Source organism: Streptomyces sp. CB02980 (assembly GCF_014451325.2).
GTDB lineage: Bacteria > Actinomycetota > Actinomycetes > Streptomycetales > Streptomycetaceae > Streptomyces.
Map to the genome: position 1 here is coordinate 102,560 of NZ_JACSCH020000017.1, position 11,652 is coordinate 114,211.

At 72.3% G+C, this 11,652-nt stretch carries 13 protein-coding genes; 8 read left to right on the forward strand and 5 right to left on the reverse strand.

Annotated elements, in window-relative coordinates:
• Window positions 1-106: 106 nt before the first annotated feature.
• A complete protein-coding gene (locus E0F75_RS30160) occupies window positions 107-385 on the reverse strand; it encodes a hypothetical protein (RefSeq protein ID WP_229314116.1) in 279 nt (92 codons plus the stop codon).
• A 74-nt stretch (window positions 386-459) separates the two neighbouring features.
• On the reverse strand, window positions 460-1,266 hold the full coding sequence (locus E0F75_RS30165) for a PspA/IM30 family protein (protein ID WP_229314117.1): 807 nt from the start codon (window positions 1,264-1,266) through the stop codon (window positions 460-462).
• A 272-nt stretch (window positions 1,267-1,538) separates the two neighbouring features.
• On the opposite strand from E0F75_RS30165, the gene E0F75_RS30170 reads away from it, so the two are divergent.
• The 3 genes from E0F75_RS30170 to E0F75_RS30180 all read left to right on the forward strand — a co-directional run bounded on the left by E0F75_RS30170 (window position 1,539) and on the right by E0F75_RS30180 (window position 4,158).
• The gene (locus tag E0F75_RS30170; protein WP_229314118.1) at window positions 1,539-2,141 is read left to right on the forward strand and encodes a DUF3043 domain-containing protein; all 603 of its coding nucleotides are present in this window, start codon (window positions 1,539-1,541) and stop codon (window positions 2,139-2,141) included.
• Window positions 2,142-2,206: 65 nt separating this feature from the next.
• Window positions 2,207-2,983 carry a bifunctional 2-polyprenyl-6-hydroxyphenol methylase/3-demethylubiquinol 3-O-methyltransferase UbiG gene (locus E0F75_RS30175; RefSeq protein ID WP_229314119.1) on the forward strand — a complete coding sequence of 259 codons (777 nt, stop codon included), beginning with the start codon at window positions 2,207-2,209 and terminating at the stop codon, window positions 2,981-2,983.
• Window positions 2,984-3,093: 110 nt separating this feature from the next.
• Complete coding sequence (locus tag E0F75_RS30180; RefSeq protein ID WP_229314120.1) at window positions 3,094-4,158, forward strand: S1C family serine protease; 1,065 nt, start codon at window positions 3,094-3,096, stop codon at window positions 4,156-4,158.
• 106 nt (window positions 4,159-4,264) lie between these two features.
• Here E0F75_RS30180 and E0F75_RS30185 read toward each other — a convergent pair whose 3' ends face one another.
• Window positions 4,265-4,471, reverse strand: coding sequence for a hypothetical protein (locus tag E0F75_RS30185; protein WP_229314121.1), 207 nt, complete (start codon window positions 4,469-4,471; stop codon window positions 4,265-4,267).
• Window positions 4,472-4,562: 91 nt separating this feature from the next.
• Here E0F75_RS30185 and E0F75_RS30190 point away from each other — a divergent pair, with 91 nt between their 5' ends.
• The 4 genes from E0F75_RS30190 to E0F75_RS30205 all read left to right on the forward strand — a co-directional run bounded on the left by E0F75_RS30190 (window position 4,563) and on the right by E0F75_RS30205 (window position 9,465).
• Window positions 4,563-5,765, forward strand: coding sequence for a bifunctional adenosylcobinamide kinase/adenosylcobinamide-phosphate guanylyltransferase (locus tag E0F75_RS30190; protein ID WP_229314122.1), 1,203 nt, complete (start codon window positions 4,563-4,565; stop codon window positions 5,763-5,765).
• A gap of 45 nt (window positions 5,766-5,810) precedes the next feature.
• Window positions 5,811-6,887 carry a nicotinate-nucleotide--dimethylbenzimidazole phosphoribosyltransferase gene (gene cobT, locus E0F75_RS30195; protein WP_229314123.1) on the forward strand — a complete coding sequence of 359 codons (1,077 nt, stop codon included), beginning with the start codon at window positions 5,811-5,813 and terminating at the stop codon, window positions 6,885-6,887.
• Between the two features lie 104 nt (window positions 6,888-6,991).
• Window positions 6,992-8,755: a phosphatidylglycerol lysyltransferase domain-containing protein gene (locus E0F75_RS30200; protein WP_229314124.1), complete on the forward strand. Its 1,764-nt coding sequence runs from the start codon at window positions 6,992-6,994 to the stop codon at window positions 8,753-8,755.
• On the forward strand, window positions 8,752-9,465 hold the full coding sequence (locus tag E0F75_RS30205) for a hypothetical protein (RefSeq protein ID WP_229314125.1): 714 nt from the start codon (window positions 8,752-8,754) through the stop codon (window positions 9,463-9,465). Before E0F75_RS30200 ends, E0F75_RS30205 begins: the two co-directional genes overlap by 4 nt.
• Here E0F75_RS30205 and E0F75_RS30210 read toward each other — a convergent pair.
• Complete coding sequence (locus tag E0F75_RS30210; RefSeq protein ID WP_229314126.1) at window positions 9,402-10,169, reverse strand: hypothetical protein; 768 nt, start codon at window positions 10,167-10,169, stop codon at window positions 9,402-9,404. The two genes, E0F75_RS30205 and E0F75_RS30210, sit on opposite strands and share 64 nt — an antisense overlap.
• Window positions 10,170-10,236: 67 nt before the next feature.
• On the opposite strand from E0F75_RS30210, the gene E0F75_RS30215 reads away from it, so the two are divergent.
• Window positions 10,237-11,001, forward strand: a complete 765-nt coding sequence (locus tag E0F75_RS30215; protein WP_229314127.1) for an adenosylcobinamide-GDP ribazoletransferase — start codon at window positions 10,237-10,239, stop codon at window positions 10,999-11,001.
• 33 nt (window positions 11,002-11,034) lie between these two features.
• Here E0F75_RS30215 and E0F75_RS30220 read toward each other — a convergent pair whose 3' ends face one another.
• Window positions 11,035-11,652: a spherulation-specific family 4 protein gene (locus E0F75_RS30220; RefSeq protein WP_229314128.1), complete on the reverse strand. Its 618-nt coding sequence runs from the start codon at window positions 11,650-11,652 to the stop codon at window positions 11,035-11,037.

Sequence of the window (11,652 nt, forward strand, 5' to 3'; positions counted from 1 at the left end):
GGTACGGGGCGGGACGGGGCGGCCGTTCCCGCTCCGACGCGGCCCCGGCGGGAAACACACGGTCCCGCCCACCCCTAGGGGTGGGCGGGACCGTCGTTCAGGGTCGTCAGCCGGGGATGAGGCCGTCGTCGGAGAGCATCTCCTTGACCTCGTCCAGGCCCGCGTCCGGAGCGGGGAGGATCAGCTCCGAGGGTTCCAGCGCGTCGTCCGGCAGTGGCGCACCGAGCCGCCGGACCGCGTCCAGGAGGGCGTTCAGCGTGCGCCGAAAACCTTCCTCGTCCCCCGACTCCAGCTCCTTGAGCAGCTCGTCGTCGAGTCTGTTCAGCTCGGCGAGGTGGCTGTCGGCCAGCTTCCACTGGCCCTCCCCCATGATCCGTACGATCATGACGCGTCCTGTCTGTTCGCGGGCTGTCGCCTACGTGACGTCGGCGACGTGTCGCCGCCGACGTGTGCCGTCGCCTACTTCTCGAAGCGCGGGTGGGACTGCGGCTGCTGGTGCGGAGTGGCGTCCTGCGGCGCGGCCGCGCCGCCGCCCTCGATCGCCTGCTGCTGCGCCGACGGGCCGCCGGCCAGCTCCGCCTTCATGCGCTGGAGCTCCAGCTCGACGTCCGTACCGCCCGAGAGCCGGTCGAGCTCCGCCTGGATGTCGTCCTTCGCGAGCCCGGACTGGTCGTCCAGGGCGCCCGAGGCGAGCAGCTCGTCGATCGCGCCGGCGCGCGCCTGGAGCTGGGCGGTCTTGTCCTCGGCCCGCTGGATCGCGAGGCCGACGTCGCTCATCTCCTCCGAGATGCCGGAGAAGGACTCGGCGATCCGGGTCTGCGCCTGGGCCGCCGTGTAGGTCGCCTTGATGGTCTCCTTCTTGGTACGGAAGGCGTCCACCTTGGCCTGAAGACGCTGGGCGGCGAGGGTGAGCTTCTCCTCCTCGCCCTGCAGCGTCTGGTGCTGCACCTCCAGGTCGCTGACCTGCTGCTGGAGCGCGGCACGCCGGGACAGCGCCTCGCGCGCCAGGTCCTCGCGGCCGAGCGCCAGCGCCTTGCGGCCCTGGTCCTCCAGCTTGGCCGACTGGCCCTGCAGCTGGTTCAGCTGGAGTTCGAGCCGCTTGCGGGAGGTGGCGACGTCGGCGACGCCCCGTCGCACCTTCTGCAGCAGCTCCAACTGCTTCTGGTAGGAGTAATCGAGCGTCTCGCGCGGATCCTCGGCCCGGTCAAGGGCCTTGTTCGCCTTCGCGCGGAAGATCATCCCCATACGCTTCATGACACCGCTCATGGGCTTCGCGCGCCCCCTTCTGACGGACTTCGGCTCCAGCTTTTCGACAGGATCCACAGTACGGGCCCTGTCTCCATTACCGCACTGTTCGGAGCCGGATGCGCTCCTCCCAAAGGACGACTGCGCCCGGCGTCCCCTCCCGCGCAGGGAGTAGATGGATCTAGGGGATACCGCGCCTGTCCTGCGTACGTACCGCCGTAGACGCACTCTGTTAGCGGATCGTTCCCGCCCGGCATGGGGTTCATGCCCGCCACCCCGTACCCTTGGGTTTTGTGTTCCGTAGCCGTTCGAAGGACGAGAAGGCCCCCACCGACAAGGTGACGGCGGACCTTTCCAAGCAGCCCCGCGACCCCGAGGCCCCCAAGGGCCGCCCGACCCCGAAGCGGAGTGAGGCGCAGACCCAGCGCCGTCGCGCCGCGACGGTGCCGACCGACCGCAAGGAGGCCGCCAAGCGCCAGCGCGAGGCACGCCGCTCGGACCTGGCCCGTCAGCGCGAGGCGCTGGCCAGTGGCGACGACCGTTACCTGCCGGCCCGCGACAAGGGTCCGGTCCGCCGCTTCGTGCGCGACTTCGTCGACTCGCGGTTCGCGATCGCCGAGTTCTTCCTTCCGATGGCCGTGGTGATCCTCGTGCTGTCGCTGTTCGGCAACGCCAACCGGTCGCTGCAGAACATCTCGCTGCTGCTCTGGCTCGGTGTGATCATCCTGATCGTCATCGACTCGGTCGGCATCTGGATCCGGCTCCGGAAGCAGCTCAACGAGCGCTTCCCGAACGAGCCGAAGCGCGGCGCCATCGCCTACGGTCTGATGCGTACGCTCCAGATGCGCCGACTGCGACTGCCGAAGCCGCAGGTCAAGCGCGGAGAGCGGCCCTGAGCGCCGACAGTTCGGAGCCCGTCGAGCGCACTTTCGGCGCCGCGACGTCGGAGTCGGGCGGTCCCGTGCTGCCCGTCGTCGTGCACTGGCCCGCCGGTTCCGGCGGGCTGCGCGACACCATCCGTCAGGAGATCGTCGCCCGCCAGCTCGACGAGCAGATATCCGGCCGCTATCCCGTGGGACAGCGACTCCGGATCCTCGACGCCGGCATGGGCCAGGGCACGCAGGCGCTGCGCCTGGCCCGCGCGGGCCACACGGTGACCGGCCTCGAAGCCGATCCCGATCTTCTGAAAGCCGCCCGTGAATCGCTGGCGACCGAGCCCGCCGGGATCCGTGAGCGGGTCCGGCTGATCGAGGGCGACGGTCGCGAGACCGGGGTGCACTTCCTCCCCGGCAGCTTCGACGTGGTCCTCTGCCACGGCGTCCTCATGTACGCGGACGAGCCCGACGCGCTGCTCGCCGGCCTGGCCCGGATGCTCGCCCCCGGGGGGCTCCTCTCGCTGGTCGTACGGAACGCCGAGGCCCTCTCCATGCGGCCGGGGCTCGCCGGGGACTGGTCCGGCGCGCTGGCCGGGTTCGACTCGGACGTCTACACCGACGACAACGGCGTGAAGGTGCGGGCCGACCGCCTCGACGCGCTGACCGCGACGCTCGCCGGGATCGCGGCACCGCTGCACGCCTGGTACGGGGTACGGGTCTTCACCGACAGCGTCCCGGCCGAGGCGGGCCTGCCGGCCGCCGAGGAACTGGAGCGGCTGCTCGCCGCCGAGGACCGGGCGGGGCGGACGGAACCGTACCGGCGGGTGGCAGCGCTGCTGCATCTGTGCGGGGTACGGGGCTGACGGCCTCTGCTTTCCTCTGTCGTCCCTCTGCTTCCGCTCCCGGTGGTCGCGCACCCCTGATCGGGTGCGCTCGCCGGGCTCGGGGCGGGGCTGAAACGGATACTCCGGACATGGATGTATCGCGTGCCCGCACTCTCGGTCTCCTTCTGACCCTGGCCGCCGCCGCGTGCGCCGCCGCGCTCGTCGGCGGCTGCTCCGGCGGCGGAGGCACGCCCGCGCCGGAGCGCTCCACGCAGGCGGCGGCGCTCGCCGCCAACGACCTCGAGGACGACTACAAGGCCGTCATCAAGAACGTGCTGCCCTCGGTCGTGCAGATCGACGCGACCGAGAGCCTCGGGTCCGGGGTCGTCTACGACGGCAAGGGCCACATCGTCACCAACGCGCATGTGGTGGGCCGGGAGAAGTCCTTCAAGGTGACCGCCGCGACGGGTGGGCAGCCGGTCACCGCCCGGCTCGTCTCCTCGTACCCCGAGCAGGACCTCGCGGTGCTCAAGATGGATTCGCTGCCGCAGGGTCTGAAGCCGGCCAGGTTCGGCGATTCGGCGTCCGTCGACATGGGGCAGATCGTGCTCGCGATGGGCTCGCCGCTGGGTCTGTCCGGCAGCGTGACCCAGGGCATCGTCTCGGCGACGGGCCGCACGGTCAGCGAGGGGCAGACGGGCGGCGGCACGGGCGCGACCATCGCGAACATGGTCCAGACCTCGGCCGCGATCAACCCCGGCAACAGCGGGGGCGCGCTGGTGAACCTGGACAGCGAGGTGATCGGCATCCCGACGCTCGCGGCGATCGACCCGGAGATGGGCGGCGGTTCGGCCGCCGGCATCGGGTTCGCGATCCCCGCGTCGATGGTGCGGACGATCGCGGACCAGATCGTCAAGGACGGTAGGGTCACGGACTCGGGCCGGGCGGCGCTGAACATCACCGGCCGTACGGTCCTGAACGACGACTACGAGCCGGCGGGCGTGGCGGTGGTCGAGGCGCCGGCAAACGGGGCGGCGGGTGAGGCGGGGCTGAAGCCCGGGGATGTGATCACCCGGCTGGGCGACACGGAGGTCACGACGATCACGTCGCTGTCGGAGGCGTTGGCTTCGCTGCGGCCGGGGGACGAGGTGACGGTGACGTATGTGCGGGGGACGGCGACGGAGAAGACGCAGGTGACGCTGGGCGAGATGTAGGCCCTGAGCGCCTCCGCTGCGGCCCGCGCGTACCGCCCGTGCGGGCCCGGGGGCGGATCGGGGCGCGGGGGCTGGGCCCCCGCACCCCCGCCCACTGGCGGGCGCTCTAGCTCTCCGCGTTCAGGGGCATCGGGCCGTAGATCTTCGCCCCGTCCTCCGAGAGCGTCACCTGGTCCGCGCCGCCGCCCAGCAGGTCGCGCCAGTTTTCGCCGATCCAGCTCTCCGCGTCTCCCTGGGTGGTGAACTCCTCAGGCGTCACCACCGGCTCGACCTCCGTGCCGTCGGACTTCTCGAACCGCCACGTCCATGCCATGTCCGCCTCCTGGCGCTCACCGGATGATCGGTTTCCTGCCCGCAGAGTAGCCGGGCGCGCACGGCTCGCGGTGGCGCGGGAGGATCTGAGAGTGGAACTGACTCTGCTCGGCACCGGCGCCCCGCTCGGAATGCCCCGTCCCGACTGCTCCTGCGCCGTGTGCGCGCTCTCCCGTGGGCCACGGGTGCGCGCCGCGACGGCGCTGCTCGTGGACGGGGCCCTGCTGCTCGATCTGACCCCGGGGGCCGCTCTCGCCGCCGCGCGGTCCGGGCATTCGCTGGTGGGCGTGCGGCAGGTGCTGCTGACCCATCCGCACGACGGACCCCCGGTGGAGGTGCCCGCGGGGCTGCCCACCGCCGGGAGGGTGCCGGACGGACGGGAGTTGACGCTGATCTCCGGGCACCGGGTGCGGGCGGTGCCGATGGACTCCCCCGGTACCGGGTACGAGGTGACCTCGGCCGAGGGCGAGACGCTGCTCTATCTGCCGCCGGGCGGGTCCCCGGCCGGGCTTCCGGACGATCACCGGGTGCCGTACGACATGGTGGTCGCCGATGTGACGGGTCGGCCGGACGCGCTGGCCCGGCTGCGGGCGACCGGGGCCGTCGGGCCCGCGACCGATGTCGTCGCCGTCCACCTGGACCACGACGCGCCGACCGGCGCCGAGCTGGACCGGCGGCTCGCGGCGGCGGGCGCACGGGCGGTGCCGGACGGGACGACGCTGTACGTGGGCGAGTACCACGAGGTCCCGGACGTGCCCCGGCGGACCCTGGTGACCGGCGGGGCCCGGTCGGGGAAGTCCGTGGAGGCCGAGCGGCGTCTGGAGACCTTCCCCGAGGTGCTGTACGTGGCGACGGGCGGGAGCCGGGAGGGCGATCCGGAGTGGGCGGAGCGGGTGGGCCTGCACCGGGAGCGCCGGCCGGGGTCCTGGCGTACCGCCGAGACCTGTGACCTCGTACCGCTGCTCGAAGGGGACGGTCCGGCGCTCCTCGTCGACTGTCTGTCGCTGTGGCTGACCGATGCCATGGACCGGGTGGGTGCCTGGGACGACGAGACGTGGGCGGCCGGCGGGCAGAGCGCGCTGCGCGAGCGGACCGCCGAGCTCGTGGCGGCGGTGCGGGCGACCCGTCGTACGGTCGTCGCCGTGACGAACGAGGTCGGCTCGGGCGTGGTGCCGGCGACGGCGGCGGGGCGCCGCTTCCGTGACGAGCTGGGCCGGCTGAACGCGGCCTTCGCGGACGAGTGCGAGGAGGTCCTCCTCGTGGTCGCCGGTCAGGCGCTCGTGCTGCGCGGGTAGGGTGCGAGCACCGATGGCCCTCGCTGATTCACAAGGCGGAAACCCGTGAACCTGGACGACTTCTCCGATCTGATCGAGCGCCCCGACGGGGGGATCCGGCGTGACGCCGAGGAGCGCCGTGAGCGGCTGACCGTGCCGCCGGGGGCGCTCGGTCGGCTCGACGAACTCGGTGAGTGGCTGTCGGCCGCACAGGCCTCGGTCAAGGTGCGGGCGATCGAGCAGCCGAAGGTGGTGCTCTTCGCGGGCGACCACGGGGTGGCCTCGCTCGATGTGTCGGGGCGCCCGGCGGGCACCGCGCACGAGCTGGTGCGCGCGGTCCTGGACGGGGCGAGCCCGATCGCGGTGCTTGCCCGGTCGACGGACGTGCCGGTCCGGGTCGTGGACGCGGGTCTGGACTGCGATCCGGAGCTGCTCCCCGCCGAGGTGGTACGCCACCGGGTGCGGCGCGGCAGCGGCCGGATCGACGTCGAGAACGCGCTGACGGTCGAGGAGACCGAGGCGGCGGTCCGGCTCGGGATCGCGATCGCCGACGAGGAGGCGGACTCGGGCACCGATCTGGTGGTGCTCGGGGATCTGAGCGTCGGCGGGACGACGCCGGCCGCCACGCTGATCGCGGCGCTCTGCGGGACGGACGCCTCCGTGGTGACGGGCCGGGGCGGCGCCGGGATCGACGATCTGGCGTGGATGCGGAAGTGCGCGGCGATCCGGGACTCACTGCGGCGGGCCCGGCCGGTCCTGGGCGATCAGCTGGAGCTGCTCGCGGCGGTCGGCGGGGCGGATCTGGCGGCGATGACCGGCTTCCTGCTGCAGGCCTCGGTGCGGCGGATGCCGGTGATCCTGGACGGTGTGGTGGGCGCGGCGTGCGCGCTGGTGGCGCAGCGGGCGGCGTTCCGGGCGCCGGACTGGTGGCTCGCGGGTCAGGTGAGCGGGGAGCCGGCGCAGGCGAAGGCGCTGGACAGGATGGCGCTCAACCCTCTGCTCGACCACGGCGTCCATGTGGGTGAGGGAACCGGGGCATTGCTCGCACTCCCCCTCGTCAAGGCCGCGGCGGCGTTCGCCGCGGAGCTGCCCGAGCGTCCGGATCCGACCACTCCGGACGACGAGGGCGCTGCGGAGGCCTGAGAGCGGGGGACGGGAACGACCGACTCCGAGGCGGTCACGCGCGACGCGCGTGGCCGTCTCCGGCGTCTCCGCACAGCAAGCACTGCCCCATATGATCGCTTTTCATGGGAGAAGTTCGCTTGTCTGCCGAAGTAGCACCCCGGGGCACGACCGCCCGTTCACGGCGCAGCGCCGCGTTCGCCGTCTGGTACCTGCGGGTCGTCACGTTCATCAACTTCCTGAGTGCCGTCTGGGTCTCCTTCGGACAGGACCTGCGCCGCCACAACGAGGACAACTACTTCACCCCGTACATGCTCACGGCGGGCTTCGCCTCGGGGGTCTTCACCCTCTTCCTGGCGATCACCATGCGGCGGCGCAAGCGGGCCGCGTGGATCCTCAACATGGTGCTCGGCGGGCTCTTCCTGCTGCTCTTCGCGCTGGTGATGTTCTTCCCCGAGATCCGGCAGCACGCGCAGAACTGGATCTCGCTGGTCCTGACCGCGGCGTTCGTGCTCGCGCTGCTGCTGGGCCGCAAGGAGTTCTACGCGAAGGGCGACCGCTCCAACCCGTGGCTCGCCGCGATCGTCGCGGTCGGCGGACTGCTCGTCACCTCGCTGCTCGCGGCCGTCCTGGTCACCGTCACCAACACCTCCACCACCCACTCCACCTTCCTGGAGCGCTGGCGGTACGGCGTGATGCGGCTGATCACCCTGGCATCGGACGACTCGCGGTTCGCCGGGATCACCACCCCCGGCTGGGTCGACGTCACCATCAACGTCCTGTCCACGCTGCTGCTGTTCGCGGTGCTCTTCGCCGCCTTCCGCTCCCGCCGGGCCACCGACCCGCTGACCGAGGAGGACGAGGAGCGGCTGCGGGCCCTGCTCGACAAGCAGGGGGACCGCGACTCGCTCGGCTACTTCGCGCTGCGCCGCGAGAAGAGCGTCGTCTGGTCGCCGAGCGAGAAGGCCGCCGTCACCTACCGGGTGGTCGGCGGGGTCTCGCTCGCCTCGGGCGACCCGATCGGCGACCCCGAGGCCTGGCCCGGGGCCATCGAGCCGTGGCTGGCGGAGGCGCGCGAGCACGGCTGGATCCCGGCGGTGATGGGCGCGAGCGAGGAGGCCGGGGTCATCTACGCCCGGCACGGTCTGGACGCCCTGGAGCTGGGCGACGAGGCGATCGTGGAGACCGACGAGTTCACCCTGGACGGTCGGGCCATGCGAACGGTCCGGCAGGCCTTCAACCGGGTCAAGCGGGCCGGGTACGAGGTCCGGATCCGGCGCCACGAGGACATCCCGGCCGAGGAGATGGCCGAGCTGCTGCGGAAGGCCGACGACTGGCGGGACGGGGCCACCGAGCGCGGCTTCTCGATGGCGCTCGGCCGGCTCGGCGACCCGCGGGACGGGCGGTGCGTGATGCTGGAGTGCACCGATGGGCAGGGTGAGTTGCGGGCGGTGCTGTCCTTCGTCCCGTGGGGGCCGAAGGGACTCTCGCTCGACCTGATGCGCCGGGACCGCGAGTCGGAGAACGGCCTGATGGAGTTCATGGTCATCGAACTCCTCCAGCGCGCCAAGGAGATCGGGATCACTCAGGTCTCGCTGAACTTCGCGATGTTCCGGTCCGTCTTCGAACGTGGCTCGAAGCTCGGGGCGGGACCCGTGCTGCGCATGTGGCGTTCACTGCTCAGCTTCTTCTCCCGCTGGTGGCAGATCGAGTCGCTGTACCGCGCCAACGCCAAGTACCGACCGATCTGGGAGCCCCGATTCATGCTCTTCGAGAAGAGTGCGGACCTGCTGCGCATCGGCCTCGCGGCCGGTCGCGCGGAGGGGTTCCTGGAGGCCCCGGGGCTGCCGAAGTGGATGCACCGGCGGCATCTGGAGAGCGGCCGTTGACCCGCGCACTCCGGGAGTTCGCCCGCCGCGAGTGGGGCCCGCTGTTCTTCACCGTACGGACGGCGCTCCTCACGAAGAAGTGGAGGGCGGTCCCGATGACGCTCGCCGCCGTCTGTCTCACCGCTCTCTTCCAGCTGGTGCAGAACCAGGACTGGGGCTATCAGCCGGTCCAGAACATCGGCTCCGTACGGGCCGAGGACCCGTTCTGGCTGGCGCTGCTCCGGACCCCGCTCTCGCTGTTCGTGCCCGCGCTCGACCTGCCCGTGTGGGGCGCCCTCGCGCAGGTGCTGCTGGTCTTCGGGATCGCCGAGATCTGCCTGGGCCGCTGGCGCACCCTCGCCGTCGCCTATCTGGCGACCCTCTGCGGGACGCTGTACGCGCGCGTGGGCATCGCCCTCGGCCCGGACAACCCGTTCGGGCTGCCCGCCACCGACGCGCAGGTTCACGACACCGGGCCGTCGGCGGCCGTGGTGGGCCTCGCCGTCTACGTCTGCTGGCGGTACGGGGCCCGGTGGACGGGCACGCTCGTGGTCGTGGCGATGGTCGTCGAGGTGATCATCAAGCCGAACCTGGCGGGCAAGGAGCATCTGGCGGCCATCGCCGGCGTCCTCGTCCTGATGGCGGTCCAGGCCTGGCGCGAGCGCGGTCAGGAGGGCGTGGAGCCGCCCCGCCCGGGGACCCGCTCCTGGAAGCCGCCGATCAAGTCCTGAGCCCGGCGCCGGATCTTGGTCCAGCGCTTGTCGTGGCGGTACGTACGGATCCGGGAGCGGGCCCGGGCCCGGTGGCGGCGCCCGTAGAACCGGCGGGCCCACCAGGAGCCGGGGCGGGCGAGCCGGACGGCGCCGACGATCGCCACGAACGGGATCAGGGTCCCGATCACCGCCATCCGGAACTTCCCCTTCACCAGGGTGATCAGGATGAGGAGGAAGTTCAGCGCGAGGGTCAGGATGAAGGTGAACCGGTCCTGGCGTTCGTCGGCGGTCATGTCGTCGACACCCAGCGGCGAGAAGCCGCTCAGGGTGAGCCCGACCAGGGCGGCGGTGAGGACGACCACCTCGACGCTCTTGCGGCCCTCGTCGGACCAGTACACGTCGTCGAGATGGAGGATCAGCGCGAACTCGTCCAGGACGAGCCCCGCGCCGATCCCGAAGACCACGGCGAAGAGGGCGGCGCCGAATCCGTGCCGGTCGCTGCCCACCGCGCCGAAACCGCCGATGACGGTGAGGACCACGCCCGGTACGACGTGATGGATGTGGAGCCCGCCCGAGGAGACGTTCCCGAAGGGCCCCTTCCCCGCCCGGATGAGACGGACGATGGTCCTCGTGACCAGGAACGTCACGATGAACGAGGTCAGCGCGAGAAGCATCGGGAGCTTGCCCGGCTCGACGATGTTGCGGGAGAACCAGTGACCCATGCCACCCCGTTCCGATTTGCGCGGTATGCGCAATCTACCGTCCGGAGGCGGCGATTACCCTGCCCGGATGGACGGCCTGCGTTTCGCCTTCGGCACCCTCACCGTGTTCCCCGCCCGCATCACCCGCTGGGACCGGGACGCGGCACGCGCCGGCATGCTCTGCGCCCCGCTGGCAGGGCTGGTCGTCGGACTCTTCGCCGCCGGGCTCGGCGGCGCGTTCCTCGCACTCGGCTCGGGCCCGCTGCTCGCCGCCGTCGTCTCCACCGCCGTACCCGCCGTCCTCACCCGCGGCCTCCACCTCGACGGCCTCGCCGACACCGCCGACGGCCTCGGCAGCGCCAAGCCCGCCGAGGACGCGCTGCGCATCATGAAGCAGTCGGACGTCGGCCCGTTCGGCGTCATCGTGCTGCTCCTCGTCCTGTTCGCCCAGGTCGCCGCACTCTTCGAGCTGTACGGGGAGAGCTGGGCGCACGGCGCGGCCGGCGCCGTCCTCGCCGCGACCGTCGCCCGCCTCGCCCTCACCCACGCCTCCCGCCACGGCGTCCCCGCGGCCCGCCCCGAGGGCCTCGGCGCGATCGTCGCCGCGACCGTCCCGGTCCGGTCCGCGACCCTCTCGACGGCGGTCGTCCTGGTCCTCTGCGCCGCGTCCGGCCTGTTGTTCTCCCCGTACGACGCGATCCACAACGTCCTGGCGGCGGGTGCGGCCCTGGGCGCGGCGGCGGCGCTTCTGCGCCGGTGCGTACGGCGGTTCGGCGGCGTGACGGGAGACGTGTTCGGGGCGGTGGAGGAGACGGCGACGGCGACGGCGCTGGTGGCACTCGCCCTGGGGTGACACGGTGCCGTGCCCCGTCGCGTCCCAGCCGGTTCAGCGAGCCGGCTCCGGGAGGTGCGGCAGGGTGCCCCAGGGGTGCGCGCCCGTGCCGGGGACGGCACAGTGCACCGGGGTGACCGGGCGGACGCCGGGCGGAGCCGCGTACACGAGGTGGCAGTAGTGGGCGGCGACCGGCAGGTCGAGCGTCCGGTACGTGTCCCAGGGGCCCTCGAAGGTGACGAGGAGGTCGGCGAACTCCTCGTAGCCCGGGTCCGGATGGGCGCCGTGGTTGAGCACCAGGGTCGCCGCCCCGGCGGACCGGGCCGCGACCGCGACCCGGCGGTAGTGGGCGAGGGCGCCGGGCGCGGTGGACACCTGGTCGAGGAAGGCGCCGTCGGTGCCGTACCAGTCGCGGTGGCGGAGCAGGTCGGTGACGACCTCGGCGTGCGGGCGGCGACCGTAGGCGGTGTCCACGTAGCCGAGGAGCCGTACCCCGGCCCCCCGCAGCCGGTCGGCGGCCTCCGCGAACGCCGCGTCGGGGGCCTCGCCCGCGCCGCTCGCCGGGTTGACGACGACGCCGTACAGGGACGGCGCCGCGTCGACGAGGGCCGACCAGGCCTCGGGCCGGTCGGCCGGGTGCTCGTAGAACGGCACCAGGAGGAAACGATTCAC